The following is a 19,568-nucleotide window of genomic DNA, read 5'->3' as shown; positions in this document are numbered from 1 at the left end:
AGGCCAATGAATGTTGTTGCTGTTTCAGTGCAAAAAAAATGCACTTAAACCGAGGTCATGGCGGTATGGCGGAACCGGCGCACTCCGAGCGGCAAGGTGTTGCTCCAGCAACAGTTGACCAACAGATGGCCTGTTTCAGGCGGCCTTGATTTCTGGATGGCTTCTATAACTATCTGATTATCAAAGAAAAAATAAACTGGCACGGGCGCTGCAATACCCCTTCGCAAGCAAGGCCGCGATGCATTGCGGCGAAACTCCGAGGGAAGAAAGCTGCCCATGACCCACTCAAGCGCACACCACGCTATTCGTGATGAAGCCCCGCCACTACTCCCGGCGGCGCTGATCGAGAACGATGCCCAGGCCCTGCAAGCCGCCCACGAGGTGGCAAAACTGGCCCGCCATGACGCCGCCACCCGGGACCGCGAGCGCCAGCTGCCCTGGCGTGAACTGGAACTCTTCACCCGCCTGGGACTGGGCGGCATCCGCATTCCCCGCGCCTACGGCGGAGCGGAGGTGTCCCATGTCACCCTGGCCGAGGTGTTCCGCATCATCTGCGCCGCCGACCCGGCCCTGGGGCAGATTCCGCAGAACCAGTTCGGCCTGCTCAGCGTGGTGGAGAACGTCGGCAGCGAGGCGCAGAAACGCAAGGTCTTCGCCGGCATCCTGGCTGGCCGCCGCTTGGCCAATGCGGGCCCTGAGCGCAACACCCGGCACACCCTGGAGATCAAGGCGCGCATCGCCCGCACCGATGATGGCCTGAAGATCAGCGGCGAGAAGTTCTATTCCACCGGCGCGCTGTTCGCCCACTGGGTGGCGGTGAAGGCCATCGATGACAACGGCGTCGGCGTGCTGGGGCTGGTGGAGCGGGGCGTGCCGGGGCTTTCCATCATCGACGACTGGTCCGGCTTCGGTCAGCGCACCACCGCCAGCGGCACCGTGCTGCTGGAAAACGCCCCGGTGGCCGACGACCTGGTGTTCCAGAACAGCCGGCTGGCCGAGGTACCGAGCATCCAGGGCGCCGTTTCTCAACTGATCCAGGCGGCCATCGATGCCGGCATCGCCGCAGCGGCCATCGACGACGCCATCGCCTTCGTCCGCGAGCGCTCGCGACCTTGGGTGGATGCCGGCGTCGACCGTGCCAGCGAAGAGCTCTACACCATCGCCGAGTTCGGCCGCCTCAAGGTGGAGCTGAATGCCGCCAATGCCTTGCTGGAACGTGCCGGCCGGGTCCTGGACGAAGTGGCTGCCGCGCCCATCGATGCCGACTCCGCTGCCCGCGCCTCCATCGCCGTGGCCGAAGCCAAGGTGCTGACCACCGAGATCGCCCTGGCCGCCAGCGAGAAGCTCTTCGAACTGGCCGGCAGCCGCGCCACCCTCGCCGAGTTCAACCTCGACCGCCACTGGCGCAATGCCCGCGTCCACACCCTGCACGACCCGGTGCGCTGGAAGGTCCAGGCGGTTGGCGCCTGGCACCTCAACGGCACCCGCCCGGCACGCCATTCCTGGATCTGAGGAGCTCGCCATGACTTTGCTGCAACACGCCCCGGCGACCCACGTCACCATCATCCGCGACGACGCCGAAGCCCTCGATGTGGCGCACCGCCTCGCCGCCGAATTCAAGCCCGGCGCCGCCGAACGTGACCGCGACCGGCGCCTGCCCCATGAAGAACTGGAGGCTTTCAGCCGCTCTGGCCTCGGGGGCATAGGCGTGCCCCGCGAGTTCGGCGGGGCGGGGGTGTCCCGTGTCACCCTGGCTCGGGTCGTCGCCATCATCAGCGCGGCGGATGGCTCCCTGGGGCAGATTCCGCAGAACCATTTCTACGCCCTGGAAGTGCTGCGGGTGAATGGTGGCAAAGCCCAGCAGCGCCGCCTGTTCGCCGCCGCCCTGGCCGGTGAACGCTTCGGCAACGCCCTCGCCGAGATTGGCACCCGTACCGCCAATGACCGCAACACCCGGCTGATCAAGGAAGGCGCCGGCTATCGCATCCACGGTCGCAAGTTCTATTGCACCGGCGCCCTTTTCGCCCAGCGCGTGCCGACCCTGGTGGTGGCCGAGGATGGCCATCAGTACCTGGCGTTCGTGTCGCGCAATGCCCCGGGGCTGACGGTGATCGACGACTGGTCGGGCTTCGGCCAGCGCACCACCGGCAGCGGCTCGGTGGTGTTCGAAAATGTACCGGTCAGGACCGAGGACCTGGTGTCCTTCCAGGCCGCCTTCGAGCGCCCGACCACCGTGGGACCCTTCGCCCAGATTCTCCATGCCGCCATCGATGTCGGCATCGCCCGCGCCGCGTATGAGGACGCGCTGGACTTCGTCCGCGAACGCTCGCGGCCCTGGATCGACTCGGGCGTGGACAAGGCCCGCGACGATCCGCTGGCCATCCAGGAATTCGGCCGCCTGGCGATCCGCCTGCACGCCGCCGAAGCCATCCTCGACCGTGCCGGCCGCGTGCTGGATGCCGCCACCGCCGCGCCCACGGCCGAAACCGTGGCCGCCGCCTCCATCGGCGTGGCCGAAGCTCGCGCCCTGACCACCGAGGTATCCCTCGCCGCCGGCAGCAAGCTGTTCGAACTCGCTGGCACTCGCGCCAGCCTGGCCGAGCACAACCTCGATCGTCACTGGCGCAACGCACGGGTCCACACCCTGCACGACCCGTTGCGCTGGAAGTACCACGCGGTGGGCAACTACTACCTCAACGACCAACTGCCGCCACGGCGGGGGACGATCTGATGGCGCGCAAGCAGATCCTCCTCAACGCCTTCAACATGAACTGCGTGGGGCACATCAACCACGGCCTCTGGACTCACCCACGCGACCGCTCGGCCGACTACCGCAAGCTCTCCCACTGGACGGAGCTGGCCCGGCTGCTGGAGCGCGGCCTGTTCGACGGTCTGTTCCTGGCGGACATCGTCGGGGTCTATGACGTCTACCAGGGCAACGTGGACCTGACCCTGGCGGAGAGTATCCAGCTGCCGGTGAACGACCCGCTGCTGCTGGTTTCGGCCATGGCCGGAGTCACCCGGCACCTGGGTTTCGGCCTGACCGCCAACCTGAGCTACGACGCGCCGTACCTCTTCGCCCGGCGCATGTCCACGCTGGACCACCTCACGGACGGGCGGGTGGGCTGGAACATCGTCACCGGTTACCTGGAGAGCGCCGCCCGCGCCATGGGCCTTGCCCGGCAGGAGGAACACGACCGCCGCTACGACCAGGCCGATGAATACCTGGAGGTGCTCTACAAACTCTGGGAAGGGAGCTGGGAAGAGGGCGCGGTGGTCGTCGACCGCCAGCAGCGCCTCTACGCCCGGCCGGAGAAAGTGCACAAGGTTCGCCACCGGGGCGAGTTCTTCAGCGTGGAGGGTTATCACCTCTGCGAGCCTTCGCCCCAGCGCACGCCGGTGCTGTTCCAGGCCGGCTCTTCGGCACGTGGGCTGCGCTTTGCCGGGGAACACGCCGAGTGCGTGTTCATCAGCGGTAACAACAAGGCCGCCACCCGTGCCCAGGTGGACAAGGTGCGCGGCGCGGCACTGGCAGCCGGGCGCGATCCACACGCGGTGAAGGTGTTCATGGGCATCAGCGTGATCGTCGCCCCCACTGAAGCCGAGGCCCGCGCCAAGCATGCCGAGTACCTGGCCCATGCCAGCGCCGAGGCGGGCGTGGCCCACTTCGCCAGCTCCACCGGCATCGACTTCTCCCGCTTCGGGCTGGACGAGCCGATCCCCTACGTGAAGACCAACGCCATCGAATCGGCCGCCAGCAAGCTCAGGGACAACAGCCTGACCCGCCGCCAGTTGCTGGAACAGCACGCCCTGGGTGGGCGCTACATCCTGCTGATCGGCTCGCCCACTCAGGTGGCCGATGAGCTGCTGGCCTGGATCGACGAGACCGGGCTGGACGGCTTCAACCTCACCCGCATCGTCACGCCGGAAAGCTACGCGGACTTCATCGACCTGGTGGTGCCTGAGTTGCAGGCACGCGGCGCCTACAAGACGGCGTATGCCGAAGGGACCCTGCGCCACAAGTTGTTTGGTACGGGGGATCGGCTGCCGGAGAGCCACCCGGGCGCCCATTTCTCAGTGGGGCAATTTTCCTCTGCAGGGGCGAATTCATTCGCCCCTACAACCAGCTGATTTCCCTTCAAGACCTTGCTCAAAGGATGACAACCATGCCCAAACACCTCCTCAAAACGCTCACCCTCAGCCTGCTCCTGGCCTCCGGCCTCGCCCATGGCGCCGATTCGAAACCCCTCAAGGTCGGCACCACCGCCGCCTTCGCCCCACCCCTGGAAGTGGCGGTGGAGGAGGCCGCCAAGAAGGGGCTCAAGGTGGAGTTGGTGGAGTTCACCGACTGGAACTCCCCCAACATCACCCTGGCCGCTGGCGATATCGACGTGAACTACTTCCAGCACACGCCTTTCCTGGAGAACGCGAAGAAGGAGGGCGGTTTTGCGCTCAAGCCCTTCGCCCCCGGAGTGATCAACAACGTCGGCCTCTACTCGAAAAAGTACAAGGCCATCGCCGACCTGCCCGACGGCGCCAAGGTGGCCATCGCCAACGATCCCATCAACGGCGGACGCGGCCTGCAGCTGCTGCAGAAGGCCGGCCTGCTCAAATTGAAGGATGGCGTCGGCTACAAGGCGACGCTGGATGACATCGTCGAGAACCCGAAGCACATCGACATCATCGAGCTGGAGGCGGTGCAACTGGTGCGTGCCCTGGACGACGTCGACCTGGCCCAGGGCTACCCGCACTACATCCGCCTGGCCGGCACCCTCGATCCCAACAGCGCGCTGCTGTTCGACGGCATCGAGAACAAGGAATACATCATCCAGTTCGTCACCCGCGCCGATTACCGCGACGACGGTCGCCTCGGCCAGTTTGTGGATATCTACCAGCACTCCCCGCAGGTCCGCGCGGCCCTCGATAAGGCACACGGCAAGCTCTATCAGCCGGGTTGGGAGTGACCTAACGACGGTCGATGAAAATGCTGTCGGGGGAATTCGTTTGCCAAGGGCAGCAACGCTGCCCCTGCGGACTCGAAGGCAGACCTTCGGCCTGCTTGGCGAATGAATTCGCCCCTACAAATTTTTTCGACTTCGGGTAATTCGAAACAGAGAGGCCCCACATGGTCAGTTTCAATCGCAACATCAGCCTGGAGCTGCCGCATATCCGCTTGCAGGGGCTGGGCAAGGCCTACCAGGGCAGCAAGGGACCGGTGCAGGCGCTGCAGGGCATCGACCTGGACATCCGCCGAGGCGAGGTGTTCGGCATCATCGGCCGCAGCGGCGCCGGCAAGTCGTCGCTGATCCGTACCCTCAATCGTCTGGAGAAGCCCAGTGCCGGCCAGGTGCTGATCGACGGCGAAGACATCGGCGCCTTGGACGAGCAGCAGCTGGTGCGGCTGCGACGTCGCGTCGGCATGATCTTCCAGCACTTCAACCTGATGTCGGCCAAGACCGTCTGGCAGAACGTCGCCCTGCCGCTGAAAGTCGCCGGAGTCTCCGGGGGCGACGTCGAGCGCAGGGTCAACGAACTGCTGCACCTGGTGGGGCTGGCGGACAAGCGCGATGCCTATCCGGCGCAGCTCTCGGGCGGCCAGAAGCAGCGGGTCGGCATTGCCCGCGCGCTGGTGCATCAGCCGGAAATCCTCCTCTGCGACGAGGCCACTTCGGCGCTGGACCCGGAAAGCACCCAGCAGATCCTCGCCCTGCTGCGGGACATCAATCGGCGCCTGGGGCTGACCATTGTGCTCATCACCCACGAAATGGCGGTGATCCGCGAGATCTGCGACCGGGTGGTGGTGCTGGAGCAGGGGCGGGTGGTGGAGCAGGGGGCGGTCTGGCAGGTGTTCGGCGATCCCCGTCACGAGGTCACCCGGACGCTCTTGGGCACCCTGCGCCACGACCTGCCGGACGACCTGCTGGCGCGCCTGGTGAGCCAGCCTCGGGATGGCGCCAACGAACTGCTGCTGGACCTGCACTTCACCGGTGCCAGCGGACGCGAGCCGGACCTGCTGGCCATCACCCAGGCCCTCGGCACGCGGGTGAGCCTGGTACACGGCGGCATCGACCGCATCCAGGGGCGGGCCCAGGGTCACCTGCTGCTCAGTGCCACGCTGGCCGGGCAGGGCGGGCTGGAGTTGCTGGAACGGGCGCGACCATTGGCGGACAAGGCGGAGGTGCTCGGCTATGTCGCCCATGCTTGATCGCCTGTTGCAAGGCATCCTCGACACCCTGCTGATGATCGGGGCGTCTTCGCTGATCGTCTTCCTGGTGGGGATTCCCCTGGCGCTGGTGCTGGTCACCACGGGGCCGGGCGGCATCTTCGAGGCGCGCGTCCTGAACCGCACCCTCGGCAGTGTCGTGAATGTGCTGCGCTCCGTGCCGTTCCTGATCCTGATGGTGGCGCTGATCCCCTTCACCCGCCTGATCGTGGGCACCAGCTATGGCGTCTGGGCGGCGGTGGTGCCGCTGACCATCGCCGCCACGCCGTTTTTCGCGCGCATCGCCGAGGTGAGCCTGCGGGAAGTGGATTTCGGCCTGGTGGAAGCGGCCCAGGCCATGGGTTGCCAGCGCCGCCACATCATCTGGAATGTGCTGCTGCCGGAGGCGCGGCCGGGCATCGTCGGCGGCTTCACCATCACCCTGGTGACCATGATCAACTCATCGGCCATGGCTGGCGCCATCGGCGCAGGCGGACTGGGGGACCTGGCGTACCGCTACGGCTACCAGCGTTTCGACACCCAGATCATGTTGACGGTGATCATTCTGCTGGTGGTGCTGGTGACCCTGATCCAGTTCGGCGGAGACCGGCTGGCGCGGGTGTTGAACAAGCGGGTGTGAGGGCTGTGAATGTTACGGAGGGTGGACCACGCTTCACCGGTCCACCATTGGTGCCCGGGATGGCATCGAGGGTGGAAATGAAGAGCGATTTCCACCCTACGAAGAGCGATGTGCCGGCCGGTTCGCTCTGGACACGTTGGGCTTCGCTCCTCAGCGCCAACCTACGGGGCTGGTGGAGGCCTCAATCCATCACATCCTGCAGCACTTCGTAGATGATCCCGGTGGCTACGGTCACCAGGACCAGGTCAGTGCCCGCGCGAACCCAGTCATAGCCCTCGTAGTGGGGCAGGCGGTCGACCAGGCGGCCGTCGAGCTTCTTGGCGATTCCCGGCGGCAGCGGCTTGCCGCGCGCCAGGTTCTTCTGGATGCCCGGCGGCAGCGCCTGGGTGGGGCCCCAGTACTCGCGGTTGTCGTCGAGGATGCCGCGGATGCCGCCGATATCCACCCTCGGGCCGCTGTCGGCCCCGTTCTTGCCCTGAGTTCCGCTGTTGCTGCTCTGGGCCTGATTACCATGGCCCTTGTTCTTGCCAGGGTCGGCCAGCAGCGCTGGGGACCCTGCAATCAGGGCAAGGCTGGTGAACGCTACGATCAGGGATCGGGTCTTGATCATGTCCGTATGGCCTCCATGAGGATGTTTCCTTTGCTGATTGACTGCGAATGCAGGGGACAATGCCGCCACTATTACAGGATTAATCGTCAGCGTGATTGAGCGGAAATATGACGTAGTTCAAAAAGTGCAGCGCCAGGCGTCGACTTTCCTGTCCGCTCGTCTCCCGTGAGTGAACCGGCTCACGCGGTATGAAGTCTCACGGTCACTGTGAACAAGTGCCTGTGGAGGCTCCAAAAATGATCAGCAAGAAAACCCTGTTGGCTGCAGCGACCTGTGCGATGGTCCTCGCGGCGGGCACTGTCCTGCCCGGTGGCGCGTCCCTGGTTGATTCCGCTTACGCCCGTGGCAACGGCAATGGCGGCGGTAACGGTGGCGGGAATGGTGGTGGTCATGGCGCAGGTCACGGCGGTGGTATGGGTGGCGGAATGGGCGGCGGCCACTCTAGCAGCCACGAGGGCAGGGGCAACAGCTTCGGCCGTGACAGCGACCATACCGGCCAGGGCAACAAGTTCGGCCAGGATGCGGATCACACTGGCAAGGGCAACAAGTTCGGCCAGGACGCGGATCACACCGGCCAGGGCAACAAGTTCGGCCAGGACGCGGATCACACTGGCAAGGGCAACAAGTTCGGCCAGGACGCCGACCACACCGGCAAGGCCACCCGCAATGGCGAGGACAAGGGCCACGGGAAAGCGACTTCCGCTGTCGCCCGCGACAAGGACAGCCGCGGCCTGGCCAACGCTCGCGCGGTGTCCGAGACGACGCCCGGCGATCACAACGCCCACGGCCGCTCCCAGGCCGAAGCGTCGTCCAGCAAGAACGACGGCAAGAACCACCGCTAGAAATGACTGGGGGCAACCGGTTGGTTGCCCCCACTCTTCACGCATCCTGTTATTCAGCGCGCTGCCAGCAATACCCCACGGCATTCGCCGAAGCCGATGCTGGGGAAACCTTCCCGCTTGCACCGGGCGCGCAGGATCACTTCATCCCCGTCTTCCAGGAACGTGCGCTGCTCGCCGTTGGGCAGGCTGATGGGCTGCTTGCCGCCGAAGGTGCTCTCCAGCAGGCTGCCGAAGGCCTGCGGTTCCGGACCGGAGAGGGTGCCGGAGCCGAACAGGTCACCGGACTGCAGCTTGCAGCCGCCGACGCTGTGGTGGGCGACCATCTGGGCCACGGTCCAGTACATGTTCAGGGTGTTGCTCAGCGCCAGGCGATGGGGCGCCAGGCCTTTCTCGCGCATGGCGGCGGTGAGGATCAGCACTTCCAGTTCGATATCGAAGGCGCCCTTGGCCTGATCCGCTTCGTCCAGCAGGTAGGGCAGGGGCTGCGGGTCACCTTCGGGGCGCGCCGGCTGGGCGGCACGGAAGGGTTCCAGGGCTTCGGCGGTGACCACCCAGGGCGACACCGTGGTGCCGAAGTTCTTCGCCAGGAACGGGCCGAGCGGCTGGTATTCCCAGGCCTGCACGTCACGGGCGGACCAGTCGTTGAGCAGGCAGTAGCCGGCGATGTGATCCTGGGCCTGGCCGATGGCGATGGACTCGCCCATCTCGTTGCCCTGGCCGATCCAGATACCCAGTTCCAGTTCGTAGTCCAGGCGCTTGCTGGGGCCGAAGTTCGGCACTTCGTTGCCCGGCGGCATGGTCTGGCCCAGCGGGCGGCGTACCGGGGTGCCGGAGACGCAGACGGTGGACGCGCGACCGTGGTAGCCGATGGGCACGTACTTGTAGTTGGGCAGCAGCGGATTGTCCGGGCGGAACAGGCGGCCGACGTTGTTGGCGTGGTGGATGCCCACATAGAAGTCGGTGTAGTCGCCCACTTTCGCCGGCAGGTGCAGCTGGCAGGTGGCGGCGGTCGGCAGCAGGGCCTGGCCCATGGCTTCCAGGCGTGCCTGGGCGGCGCTGCCTTCGGCCAGCAGGTCCTGCAACTGGGCGCGCAGGGCGCGGCGAGCGGAGGCGCCGAGGGCGAAGAAGGCGTTCAGGTTGTCGTGGCACGCTGCGCTGGCGGCCTCGGCCGCTTCACCGCTGAACAGGCCGGCATCGGTAGCGGCCTTCAGGTCGAAGATGGCGTCGCCGATGGCCACGCCGCCACGGGGCGAGGCGCCGGACGGGCTGAAGATGCCCAGCGGCAGGTTCTGCAGGGGAAAGTCGGGGTGGCCGTTGGCGGAGGCGATCCAGCTACGGCGGGTGTCTGCTTGGGTCATGTCAAATCCTGCCCTTGTCGAAGGTCTTGGCCATGCCGGCCCAGCATGCATCGTAGTCGCTCTGCAGCTGCGGGCATTCCAGCGCGTATTGGCTGGGGCGCAGCACGCGGCTGGTCTCGAACATGAAGGCCATGGTGTTGTCGATCTTGTGCGGTTTCAGGTCGACGGCGATGGCGGTGGTGGTGGTGGCGTTGTCCGGGCCGTGGGCGCTCATGCAATTGTGCAGCGAGGCGCCGCCCGGGGCGAAGCCTTCAGCCTTGGCGTCGTAGGCGCCCTGGATCAGGCCCATGAATTCGTTCATCAGGTTGCGGTGGAACCACGGCGGACGGAAGGTGTTCTCGGCCACCATCCAGCGCGGCGGGAAGATCACGAAGTCGACGTTGGCCTGACCGTGGGTGTCACTGGGGGAGGTGAGCACGGTGAAGATCGACGGGTCGGGGTGGTCGTAGCTCACGGTGCCGATGGTGTTGAAGCGGCGCAGGTCGTACTTGTAGGGCACGTTGTTGCCGTGCCAGGCGACCACGTCCAGCGGGGAGTGATCCAGCTCGGTGGCCCAGAGTTCGCCGAGGAACTTCTGCACCAGGGTCACCGGCGCATCGATGTCTTCGTAATGGGCCACCGGGGCGAGGAAGTCGCGCGGGTTGGCCAGGCCGTTGCTGCCGATGGGGCCGAGGTCCGGCAGGCGCAGGGCGGCGCCGTGGTTCTCGCAGATGTAGCCGCTCGCAGTGGCGTCCAGCAGCTCGACGCGGAATTTCATGCCGCGCGGGATCACCGCGATTTCCAGCGGCTCCACATCCAGCAGGCCCAGCTCAGTGGCGATGCGCAGGCGGCCTTGTTGCGGAACGATCAGCAGCTCGCCATCGGCATTGAAGAACACCCGCTGCATCGAGGTATTGGCGCGGAACAGGTGCACGCTCACGCCGGACGCCTGCTCGGCATCGCTGGTGGCGGCGATGGTCAGCAGGCCGTCGATGAAGTCGGTGCGTTCGGCGGGGATGTCCTGCGGGTTCCAGCGCAGGCGGTTAGGCGTGACCGGGCCCAGGCGATTGCCGGTGATCTGGCGCTCCAGGCGCTGGTACTTCGGATGATTCGCCGAGGGCTTGATGCGGTACATCCAGGTCCGCCGGCCTTCGCTGCGGGGCACGGTGAAGGCGGTGCCGGAGAGCAGTTCGGCGTACAGGCCGTAGGGGACTTTCTGCGGGGAGTTCTGGCCGACGGGCAGGGCACCCGGCAGGGCCTCGCTGCTGAATTCGTTGTCGAAACCGGACTGGTAAGTGAGCTGCGTGGGGGAGACCATGGCGACCTCGCTGTTTTTGTAATTGAATTACGCATAACGTAATTTGAAAGGCAAAAGGGGTCAAGCTATAACAGCGCCCTTCACACCGACCAAGGCCAGGACATGACAAGCGAAAACGACAGCGCGAGCGCCCCGCGGCGGCAGAAGGTGCAGGCCGCGGAAGTGGGCACCGACATTCTCAAGGGTTTGGCGGAGCTGGCGCCGGCCACCTCGCTGTCGAAGCTGGCCGAACACGTTGGGATGCCGGCCAGCAAGGTCCATCGCTACCTGCAGGCGCTGATCGCCAGTGGCTTCGCCGAGCAGGACGCCACCACCAACCACTATGGCCTCGGCCGTGAGGCACTGCTGGTGGGGCTGGCCGCCATTGGTCGACTGGATGTGGTGAAGGTCTCCATGCCGCATCTGGTGGACCTGCGGGATGCGCTGAATGAAACCTGCTTCCTTGCCGTGTGGGGCAACAAGGGGCCAACCGTGGTCCATGTGGAGCAGGCCCTGCGCGCGGTGACCCTGGTCACCCAGGTGGGCTCGGTGCTGCCGCTGCTGGGCTCCTCCACCGGCCTGGTCTTCAACACCTACCTGCCGGAGGCCGAAACCGCCTTCCTGCGCGACGAGGAACTGGCCCTGCCAGGCGCTCCAGGAGCCGCCGAACTCCAGGAGCAGATGGCGCAGATCCGCACCACTGGCCTGCACCCGGTGCATGGCCTGCTGATGCCCGGGGTGAACGCCCTGTCGGCTCCGCTGTTCGCCACCGGTAGCAAGTTGGCCGGGGTGATCACCGTGGTCGGCGCGGCCAGCGTGTTCCGCGCCGACACCCAGGGCTCCGCCGCCGAGCGGCTGCACCAGGCGGCCGAAGCCATCAGCCTGAGGATGGGCGGACGCCAGCCGGAGTGATCCGGCCCCTCATCCGGTCCCTTCGGAGGCCTACTGCACCATGCCGCTGAACAGCAGGGTGCACTCCCGCGGGTCCCCGGTTTCCACGCCTACCCTGAACCAGTGCATGCGAGTCTCCACGTCGCTCGCCGCCAACTGATCGGCCATGGGCGGCTGGTCCTTGGCCTTGGCGCGTTCCTGGGTCAGGGCCGCCACGGCCTTGAGGACTTTGTCCATCTGGTCGGGCTGAACCCAGGGGTACTTGCGCTGTGCATAAGTGATCCAGATGCCCGCCAGGCAGTCGGCCTGCAGTTCCTGGGCGGTTTCCAGGTCCGTGGTGATTTCCCCGCGAGCGCGGTAATCATTGATCCAGCTGTTCACCCCGGTCAGGTTCTGCACGTGGTGGCCCACTTCATGGGCCACCACATAACTCTTGGCAAAGGCACTCGCTTCAGGGAGGCGCTTGCCCAGTTCGTCGAGGAAAGCCAGGTCCAGGTACAGGCGCTTGCCGTCCGGGCAGTAGAACGGCCCGCTGGCGGTACCGACGTTCTTGCAGCCGGCGTCCACTCGGCCTTCATAGAGTTCCAGCTTGGGTTTGCGGTAGGCGAAGTCGCCACGGGCGAGGAACTCGCCCCAGATGTCTTCAGTGCTGTCCATGACCTGATTGACCAGTTCCCGAGTCTCGGCTGGCGCCGACGGCGGGGCGGTGACCGGCGCGGCGGTCTCTGGCGGCTGCGGCGCCTCGGTGACGTGCTCCGGGAACACCGGCGCGGAAGGCTTCAGGCGATCGATCATCCGGGCAGGGCCGAACGCCAGGTAAATAGCCACGCAGACCAGGGAAACGACGATCAACAACCACGCCAGGATGCGCAGCAGGCGAAGGATCCATCCCTTGCGGGGCGTCGAGGCGGTGGCTTTTTCGGGCATGGTCCCAGACTCCTGAAAATGTAGATTTCAGTGTTGTCGCTCCCGCGCCGCAATGCCAAATGTTTCCTGTATGAGACACCTGTCACATGATGGCAACCTGATGCTGCTTGAATGCCCGGCACCCATAAGTCGCGGAGTACCGATCATGGCAGCCGAAAGCAGTCTGGCGCGCCTGCTCAGACCCGTGGAGCCACTGGCCCCGGACATGAGCATCAGTGACGTGGCCGATCGTCTGCTGACCCATGAACACAAGGCATTCCTGTCCCTGCCAGTGGTGGACGGGCAGGGCCAGCCGCTGGGCCTGGTCAGCCGTTACGCGTTGCAGGACATCTTCATGCAGCGCTTCGGGCGCGATCTCTGGGGCCGTCGTCCGGTAGCCGACGTGATGAACCCGGCACCGCTGACCGTCAGCCTGGCCTCCGGCCTGGAGCTGGCGGCCAAGCAGGTCACCGCGCAATTGCAGTACCCCATTACCGAAGATTTCATCCTGGTGGACGAGCAGGGACGCTACTTGGGGCTCGGTACGGTGCTGGACCTGCTGAAGGCCATGGAGCTGCGCATCGCCCAGCGCAACCGGGTGCTGCGTCAGGCGCTGGTGGACCTGAAGGAATCCCAGACTCAGCTGGTGCAGTCGGAGAAGATGGCGTCCCTCGGCCAGATGGTGGCCGGCGTCGCCCATGAATTGAACACGCCGCTGGGCTACGTGAAGAACAACGTGCAGTTGATGGAAGCGCTGACCACGCCGCTCTTCGCCCTTGCCGACAGCCAGGCCACCCTGGCCGCTTGCCTGGAAGATCCGGCCTGTGACGAACAGCGCCTGGCCGATGCCCTTGACCGTGCAGCGATCGCGCGCGAAGGGGCTGCGCCCGACCTGCTGGCCGGCGACCTGCGCCAACTGTTCGGCGATACCCTCTACGGCCTCGGCCAGATCGCCGAACTGGTTTCGGGGCTCAAGGACTTCGCCCGCCTGGACCGGGCCATGAGCGAGGAAGTTGACCTCAACGACTGCATCCGCAGTGCCTTGCTGATCGCCCGCAACCACATCAAGGACAAGGCCGAGGTGTTCCAGTTGCTGGGCGAGTTGCCGCGCATTGCCTGCACGCCCTCCCAGATCAACCAGGTGCTGCTCAACCTCTTCACCAACGCCGCCCAGGCCATGGACGGGCCGGGGCGCATCCAGGTGAAGAGCTGGGCCGACGACGCCAGCGTCTTCATCTCCGTGCAGGACAACGGTCGGGGTATGCCGCCCGAGGTGATGCGGCGCATCTTCGACCCGTTCTTCACCACCAAGCCGGTGGGCGAGGGCACGGGGCTGGGGTTGTCCATCAGCTACAAGATCATCCGTGACCATGGCGGCAGTATCCGCGTGGCCTCGGAGCCGGGGCGCGGAACGCGCTTTCTCATCAGCCTGCCGCGCAGTCAGGCAGTCGAACTGAAACGGAGCGCCTGAGCCCATGACCACCCCCATTCGCATCCTCTTCGTCGACGACGAGGAACGCATCCTGCGCAGCCTGGCGCTGCAGTTCCGCCGCCAGTACGACGTGATCATCGAAAGCGATCCGCTGCGGGCCCTGGAGCGCCTGAAGGAAGAGTCGGTGCAGATCATCGTCAGCGACCAGCGCATGCCGCGCATGAACGGCGCCGAACTGCTGGCGCGCTCCCGCGAGATCGCCCCGGAGTGCCTGCGCATCCTGCTCACCGGCTACTCCGACCTGGACGCTGCGGTGGAGGCCCTGAACAGCGGCGGCATCTTCCGCTACCTGACCAAGCCTTGGGACCCGCAGGAAATGGCCTTCACCCTGCGCCAGGCCGCCGAAATCGCCACACGCCAGGCCGCTGCGCCGGTCACGTCGGCCACCAGCGACCTGGCCGCACCGCTTTCCCTGCTGCTGCTGGACGACGACCAGGAAACCCTGCACTGCGTCGAGGCCTTCTGCCAGGCTGGCGGTCACCGCCTGCTGCGTGCCCACAGCCTGAGCGAAGCCCTGGTGACCCTGAACATGGACCAGGTGGACATCCTGGTCAGCGACCTCAAGCTCGGCGGCGAGGACATGGCGCCGCTGCTGAAATCCCTGGCCCAGGCCCATCCACGCCTGCTCAGCCTGGTGGTCACCCCCTTCCGCGATACCCAGGCGCTGCTCAAGCTGATCAACGAAGCGCAGATCTTCCGCTACCTGCCCAAGCCGATCCGCCGCGGCCTGTTCGAAAAGGGCCTGAAGGCTGCCGCCGAGCAAGCCTTCCTCTGGCGCGCCCAACCCCTCGACCTGCTCCCGCGCGTGGCCGATGCGCCCAAGGAGGCCGCCGAGAACCAGCGGGTCGGCAGCATCCTCGGCATGCTGGCTAGGCTGCGGGAACGGATGATTGCCTGAGATGGGGAAGGGGCCGCGTAGCGGCCCTTTTCTCACGGATTCATTGCCCATCTCGTTGGTAGCCCAGACTCCATCCGGGCTATGGACATCCTTGTAGGATGGGGCGGGCGGCGTTCCGCGAGCTTGCGCAACCCATTGACCATCGCTGATGGGTTTCGCTTCGCTCTTCCGCATCCTACGAAAGCATCGGATGACTGCTCGGTAGCCAGCGCGTGTCACCCTTTCCGCTTCAGGAAGAGGGGCCGGGTGTGAGGGGAAGGAAGGTCGCACGGAAACCATCAGGCCGCAGGAACGGGCTGACGGGGTGCCAACGGGAGGTGGGGGATCAGCGGAGAACGTCGAGTCGAAATTTCTGGCAGGCACGGGAAGCGCTGTTCACTCAGGTGTGCACCCACTCGTGCAGCGTACCGCCTGGTGCTGGCGAGGCGGGCAGGGCACCGAACCATAGGAACAGAACACGCAGCAGTCGCCCGGCTTGGCCCACATCACGCGCTTGCACTCGCTGCACCCATGGAAGAACAGGCAGAAGTCGGTTGGCATCCGCAGCCGTTGCACGAATCCACAGTGCGGGCACCTCAGGTCAGAGTCCAGCGTGATGCCCGCCATACCCACCTCCTTCCGGTTGGGGCGGTAGTGCATCGACTTTCAGCGTAGCAGCGGCGCAAGCCAGAGAACCTAAGGCCGGCGCATGAGCGTTGCTCGACGGCGCATGGACAATGGAGCCCCAGGTTGGCAAAGCACCAACCTGGAAACTCCGATCGACACGACTCTTCAAACACCTGACTCGTTATTGAACCGCCGCTTGTCCAGCCGGCATTACGTCAGGGGCGTCCTCTGCAGCTTCGCGAGCGGCATCTGCCGCGTCTTCAGCTGCTTCCCTGGCAGCGTCTGCTGCCTCTTCGGCAGCTTCGCGAGGTGCTTGATCAACGTCTTCGGCTGCTTCCCTGGCAGCGTCTGCCGCGTCTTCGGCAGCTTCGCGAGCAACGTCGTCAGCATCTTCGGCTGCTTCCCTGGCAGCGTCTTCCGCTTCTTCGGCAGCTTCACGAGCTGCTTGATCAGCGTCTTCGGCAGCTTCTCTGGCCGCGTCTGCTGCATCTTCGGCCGCTTCGCGAGCAGCTTGATCAGCATCATCGTCAGGTGCCCGAGCTGCATCTCTGGCAGCATCTGCCGCCGCTTTGGCAGCGTCCCTGGCTGCATCTGCCGCCGCTCTGGCTTCATCCCGAGCCGCATCTGCGGCTGCTCGAGCAGCATCTCTTTCGGCATCGGCGTTCGGGTCTCCAGCCGCTTTGGCTGCGTCTCTGGCAGCATCCGCCGCAGCCCTGGCTGCATCTCTGGCGGCATCTGCCTCCGCTCTTGCAGCGTCTCTCGCCGCATCTGCTGCATCTCTGGCAGCGTCTCTGGCAGCGTCTGCGTCATTGTCATCCGCGTCGTTATCGTCCGCGTCGTTGTCATGGGCATTGCCCGGGCCGTTGTTGCCGGCTACGCCACCATGGTCTGCGTCACCGTGCCCCGGACCTCCATGGCCGTTACCGGCATGGCCGCCACCATGGCCGCCGCCGTCACCATGGCCGCCGCCATCACCATGGCCGCCGCCATCACCATGGCCGCCGCCATCACCATGGCCTCCGCCGCCATCACCGCCGTGACCGCCACCACCATGGCCGCCGCCACCACCGCCGCCGCCTCCACTGCCGCCGCCGCCACTGCCGCCGCCGCCTCCACTGCCGCCGCCGCTACCGCCACCGCCGCCGCCGCCACTGCCGCCGCCACCGCTACCACCGTGGCCACCGCCACCACCACCGCTACCGCCATGTCCACCGCCTCCATCTTGGGCGTGAACTACGGATGAACTCGAAATGTAATCCGGGACCAGCACGCTGGATGCCGAGAGAACACCACCAATCGCCAGAGCGAGTAGGCACTTTTTGAATAGCATGATCAGGCCTCCGTCTCAGTTCTCTTGGTTCCCCTCCCCAACGAAAAGTATTTCGGTAGAGTCTCCAGTAAGCCCCCTGTTCATCTCTGGCTACAGTGTTCTAGACAGGCGGCAGGCCTGATTCCTCGAGCCTGTGACGAATTTTTTGGAACTTCGGGTAATAACGAAAAAGCCCGCTTAGTGCGGGCTCTTTTAATGGTGAGGATTTGCGCGGGAAATTTTCCCACAGTGAATCACCAGGGAAACAGACGAGGAATTTTCACGGCCAACTTCGAAGGTCGGACGGCGCTATACATACAGGTATGCAGGTGACGAGCGGTAGGTGTTGAACAGGTTTCATGGACGCCCGTGGGCGTTCATTGCAGAGATTCCGTCCGCTTGATTTCAGAGGAGACGCAGCATGGACCGATTCACAGGTGGTTGTCTTTGCGGCAGCGTCCGAATTGTGGCGTCCGGGCGCCCCTATCGGGTCGGCATTTGTCACTGTCTCGACTGCCGCAAGCATCACGGAGCCCTTTTTCACGCGTCCGCGATATTCCCTCAGGATGCGGTGACGATCGAGGGCGAAACACGCGACTACGCCGGACGGTTTTTCTGTCCCCGCTGCGGCTCGTCTGTGTTTGCGCGCAGCGATGACGAAATCGAAGTGAGCCTGGGGGCCCTGGATGCCCCTGACCAGCTGAAGCCAACCTATGAGCTCTGGAATATCCGTCGCGAGTCCTGGTTGCCGCCGTTTCCGCTCACGAGGCGTTACGAGCGTGATCGTGACGCCACGAGTCGCTTTGAGGAGTAGCTGGCACAAAGGGTGCGAAAGCGCCGCTTCGGGGGCTGGGTCGAGGTCTCGAATTCGAGCCCCCGAGCAGTTCGACTGCTCCAGTTACCGGGCGGCCTTGCGCTGCTGCTTCACCTTGTACATTTCCCGGTCAGCCAGCTTGATGGCCTCATCCGCGGTCACGCTATCGGGCTGCACCGCGACAACGCCGACGCTGGCGCCGCGATACTGAAGATCGCCGTGCCCGTTACCAATTCGTAATGCCCGATGGTGGCGTTCGCCAATCTCTCCTGCAGCAGGTTGGCGGCATGCAGCATGTCGGTCGACTGGTCCTGCTGACGGGATGGCGTGCCCAGTGCGATCACGATGAACTCGTCCCCGCCCGTGCGCCCAAGAATGTCGCTCGCACGCAGGCTGTCTTGCAGGCGGGCAGAGACGCCTTGCAAAAAGGCGTCGCCGGCCTGGTGACCATGGGTATCGTTGATGTGCTTGAAGCCATCCAGATCGACGACGCCCACCAGCACGTACTTCTGTTCCCGCTGAGCCAGCGCGAACATGCGCGCGAGTTCACTCAGGATGGCGCGCCGATTGGACAAGCCCGTCAGGGAGTCGGTCAGGGCCAGCCTCGTCAGCTCCGTGTTCGCGGTTTGCAATTGTTCGACAAGAAGCTCCCGTTCCAGGGAGTACCCCAGCAGTCCGGAAAGCAGCTTCAGGATCGGTTCCACTTCTGGAGCGCGGGTGACCTTTGACGAGCTTGCGGCACAAACCGTACCGAGCACCCGGCCATCCTGTGCCTTGATCGGAGCACTGACGTACGTCCTGATGCCCAGCGCCCTGGCGGCATCCGAGTCCCCCCAGCACTCGGCAACGTCGTCCGAGTACAGGCGATTCTCGTCCAGCGCACGCTTGCACAAGGTGTCCTCCCACGGCACCACCAGCCCCTCGGGTATCTCCATCCCGCCGGCGTTGCGAGCGAATTCCACGCGCTGAACACCTTGCCCGGTGTCGATGGTCGTCAGGTAGGTCGACTCCATGCCCGTGACTCTTTCGAGCAAGGCCAGCAACGGGCGTGTGAGCTGTTCTACGGTTTTGGCTTTGGGAACGGTTTCGGACAGGAACGAAAGGATCTGGTCCATGCAGGCGTTTCGGCAGTGGCGAGAGGGCGTGCTGATTGATAGCAAATCACCCTGGCCATGAACAGCCATGCGAACAAGCCGCTTTGCGGCTGTGTGAGGCGCGTCCGTTTGCAGGAGGAGGTTGGCTCATCGAGCGCTGCTACCTGGCCGCAAAGCCATTGGTGCCGGAGCTTGCCCGGCGCTGGTCAATCGGGTGGTTGCTGCACGGCCGTCGGTTCAGGTCGCGTATTGAGCGAGTCCGTTACCGAAGGACCAGTTTTCCTTTTTGACTTCGACCAGGCTGATGAAAACGTCCTCCAGGCGAACACCTGCTTCCTTGTTGAGCCCTTCGGCAATCGCCTTGTAGAGAAGCTTCTTCTGATCCGTTGTGCGCCCCTCGTTGAGGGTGATCTGGATAAACACCAGGCCATCCGTTCGCGCTATCCCGAGGTACTCCGGGTCATAGACGAAGTGGGCGTCATCGTGCTCGGTCAGGACCTGAAAGTTGTCGTGATCCGGCACGTTGATCGCGCTCCTCATCGAGTCATAGACGACCTTGCCCAGCCGCTTGGCGTAGGAAGTGTCAGGGTTCCTTTTGATATCGATACGGACGAGAGGCATGGAATTCTC

The 19,568-nt window shown here is 65.0% G+C and carries 20 protein-coding genes; 12 read left to right on the top strand and 8 right to left on the bottom strand.

From position 1 onward, the window contains the following. Positions 1–276 precede the first annotated feature (276 nt). The 6 genes from TQ98_RS19300 (at position 277) to TQ98_RS19275 (ending at position 6,842) form a co-directional block, all read left to right on the top strand. On the top strand, positions 277–1,512 hold the full coding sequence (locus TQ98_RS19300; RefSeq protein WP_044870506.1) for an SfnB family sulfur acquisition oxidoreductase: 1,236 nt from the start codon (positions 277–279) through the stop codon (positions 1,510–1,512). Between the two features lie 10 nt (positions 1,513–1,522). Continuing rightward, entirely contained in the window at positions 1,523–2,731 is a 1,209-nt protein-coding gene (locus TQ98_RS19295; RefSeq protein ID WP_044870505.1) for an SfnB family sulfur acquisition oxidoreductase, read from the top strand. Further along, a complete protein-coding gene (locus TQ98_RS19290) occupies positions 2,731–4,131 on the top strand; it encodes an LLM class flavin-dependent oxidoreductase (RefSeq protein WP_044870504.1) in 1,401 nt (466 codons plus the stop codon). The genes TQ98_RS19295 and TQ98_RS19290 overlap by 1 nt, the downstream gene beginning before the upstream one ends. Before the next feature lie 35 nt (positions 4,132–4,166). Further along, positions 4,167–4,964, top strand: a complete 798-nt coding sequence (locus tag TQ98_RS19285) for a MetQ/NlpA family ABC transporter substrate-binding protein (RefSeq protein ID WP_044870503.1) — start codon at positions 4,167–4,169, stop codon at positions 4,962–4,964. Positions 4,965–5,125: 161 nt separating this feature from the next. Next, positions 5,126–6,205, top strand: a complete 1,080-nt coding sequence (locus TQ98_RS19280; RefSeq protein WP_044870502.1) for an ATP-binding cassette domain-containing protein — start codon at positions 5,126–5,128, stop codon at positions 6,203–6,205. Beyond that, the gene (locus TQ98_RS19275; RefSeq protein ID WP_044870501.1) at positions 6,189–6,842 is read left to right on the top strand and encodes a methionine ABC transporter permease; all 654 of its coding nucleotides are present in this window, start codon (positions 6,189–6,191) and stop codon (positions 6,840–6,842) included. Before TQ98_RS19280 ends, TQ98_RS19275 begins: the two co-directional genes overlap by 17 nt. Before the next feature lie 181 nt (positions 6,843–7,023). On the opposite strand, the gene TQ98_RS19270 is transcribed toward TQ98_RS19275, so the two are convergent. Then, complete coding sequence (locus tag TQ98_RS19270) at positions 7,024–7,452, bottom strand: anti-virulence regulator CigR family protein (RefSeq protein ID WP_044870500.1); 429 nt, start codon at positions 7,450–7,452, stop codon at positions 7,024–7,026. A gap of 236 nt (positions 7,453–7,688) precedes the next feature. On the opposite strand from TQ98_RS19270, the gene TQ98_RS19265 reads away from it, so the two are divergent. After that, positions 7,689–8,294 (top strand): hypothetical protein, encoded by a 606-nt coding sequence (locus TQ98_RS19265; protein WP_044870499.1) that lies wholly within the window; start codon positions 7,689–7,691, stop codon positions 8,292–8,294. 53 nt (positions 8,295–8,347) lie between these two features. Here the strand turns inward: TQ98_RS19265 and fahA are convergent, their stop codons facing one another. Together fahA and hmgA are read right to left on the bottom strand one after the other, a co-directional pair. After that, positions 8,348–9,652: a fumarylacetoacetase gene (fahA, locus tag TQ98_RS19260; RefSeq protein ID WP_044870498.1), complete on the bottom strand. Its 1,305-nt coding sequence runs from the start codon at positions 9,650–9,652 to the stop codon at positions 8,348–8,350. A 1-nt stretch (position 9,653) separates the two neighbouring features. Beyond that, complete coding sequence (gene hmgA / locus TQ98_RS19255) at positions 9,654–10,949, bottom strand: homogentisate 1,2-dioxygenase (RefSeq protein ID WP_044870497.1); 1,296 nt, start codon at positions 10,947–10,949, stop codon at positions 9,654–9,656. A gap of 102 nt (positions 10,950–11,051) precedes the next feature. Between hmgA and TQ98_RS19250 the strand changes: the two genes are divergently transcribed. After that, on the top strand, positions 11,052–11,840 hold the full coding sequence (locus tag TQ98_RS19250; protein WP_044870496.1) for an IclR family transcriptional regulator: 789 nt from the start codon (positions 11,052–11,054) through the stop codon (positions 11,838–11,840). Between the two features lie 30 nt (positions 11,841–11,870). On the opposite strand, the gene TQ98_RS19245 is transcribed toward TQ98_RS19250, so the two are convergent. Beyond that, positions 11,871–12,746: a neutral zinc metallopeptidase gene (locus TQ98_RS19245; protein WP_052659139.1), complete on the bottom strand. Its 876-nt coding sequence runs from the start codon at positions 12,744–12,746 to the stop codon at positions 11,871–11,873. A 145-nt stretch (positions 12,747–12,891) separates the two neighbouring features. On the opposite strand from TQ98_RS19245, the gene TQ98_RS19240 reads away from it, so the two are divergent. Continuing rightward, the gene (locus TQ98_RS19240) at positions 12,892–14,196 is read left to right on the top strand and encodes an ATP-binding protein (protein WP_044870495.1); all 1,305 of its coding nucleotides are present in this window, start codon (positions 12,892–12,894) and stop codon (positions 14,194–14,196) included. Between the two features lie 4 nt (positions 14,197–14,200). Beyond that, positions 14,201–15,115 carry a response regulator gene (locus TQ98_RS19235; RefSeq protein ID WP_044870494.1) on the top strand — a complete coding sequence of 305 codons (915 nt, stop codon included), beginning with the start codon at positions 14,201–14,203 and terminating at the stop codon, positions 15,113–15,115. A 375-nt stretch (positions 15,116–15,490) separates the two neighbouring features. On the opposite strand, the gene TQ98_RS28170 is transcribed toward TQ98_RS19235, so the two are convergent. Both TQ98_RS28170 and TQ98_RS27790 read right to left on the bottom strand, forming a co-directional pair. After that, positions 15,491–15,721: a GDCCVxC domain-containing (seleno)protein gene (locus TQ98_RS28170; protein WP_044870493.1), complete on the bottom strand. Its 231-nt coding sequence runs from the start codon at positions 15,719–15,721 to the stop codon at positions 15,491–15,493. A gap of 210 nt (positions 15,722–15,931) precedes the next feature. Continuing rightward, positions 15,932–16,531: a hypothetical protein gene (locus TQ98_RS27790; RefSeq protein WP_158249365.1), complete on the bottom strand. Its 600-nt coding sequence runs from the start codon at positions 16,529–16,531 to the stop codon at positions 15,932–15,934. 34 nt (positions 16,532–16,565) lie between these two features. On the opposite strand from TQ98_RS27790, the gene TQ98_RS27940 reads away from it, so the two are divergent. Together TQ98_RS27940 and TQ98_RS19210 are read left to right on the top strand one after the other, a co-directional pair. Further along, complete coding sequence (locus tag TQ98_RS27940) at positions 16,566–16,964, top strand: hypothetical protein (RefSeq protein ID WP_177410187.1); 399 nt, start codon at positions 16,566–16,568, stop codon at positions 16,962–16,964. Between the two features lie 487 nt (positions 16,965–17,451). Beyond that, positions 17,452–17,844 (top strand): GFA family protein, encoded by a 393-nt coding sequence (locus TQ98_RS19210; RefSeq protein WP_044870492.1) that lies wholly within the window; start codon positions 17,452–17,454, stop codon positions 17,842–17,844. Positions 17,845–18,002: 158 nt separating this feature from the next. On the opposite strand, the gene TQ98_RS19205 is transcribed toward TQ98_RS19210, so the two are convergent. Both TQ98_RS19205 and TQ98_RS19200 read right to left on the bottom strand, forming a co-directional pair. Further along, positions 18,003–18,959 carry a GGDEF domain-containing protein gene (locus TQ98_RS19205; RefSeq protein WP_242443165.1) on the bottom strand — a complete coding sequence of 319 codons (957 nt, stop codon included), beginning with the start codon at positions 18,957–18,959 and terminating at the stop codon, positions 18,003–18,005. Positions 18,960–19,175: 216 nt separating this feature from the next. Further along, a complete protein-coding gene (locus tag TQ98_RS19200) occupies positions 19,176–19,559 on the bottom strand; it encodes a tautomerase family protein (protein ID WP_044870491.1) in 384 nt (127 codons plus the stop codon). Positions 19,560–19,568 lie beyond the last annotated feature (9 nt).

The sequence above is a fragment of the Pseudomonas sp. LFM046 genome (assembly GCF_000949385.2).
Lineage (GTDB): Bacteria > Pseudomonadota > Gammaproteobacteria > Pseudomonadales > Pseudomonadaceae > Metapseudomonas.
The sequence above is the reverse complement of the archived record's forward strand: the minus strand, read 5'-3'. Positions and strand labels throughout refer to the sequence as shown.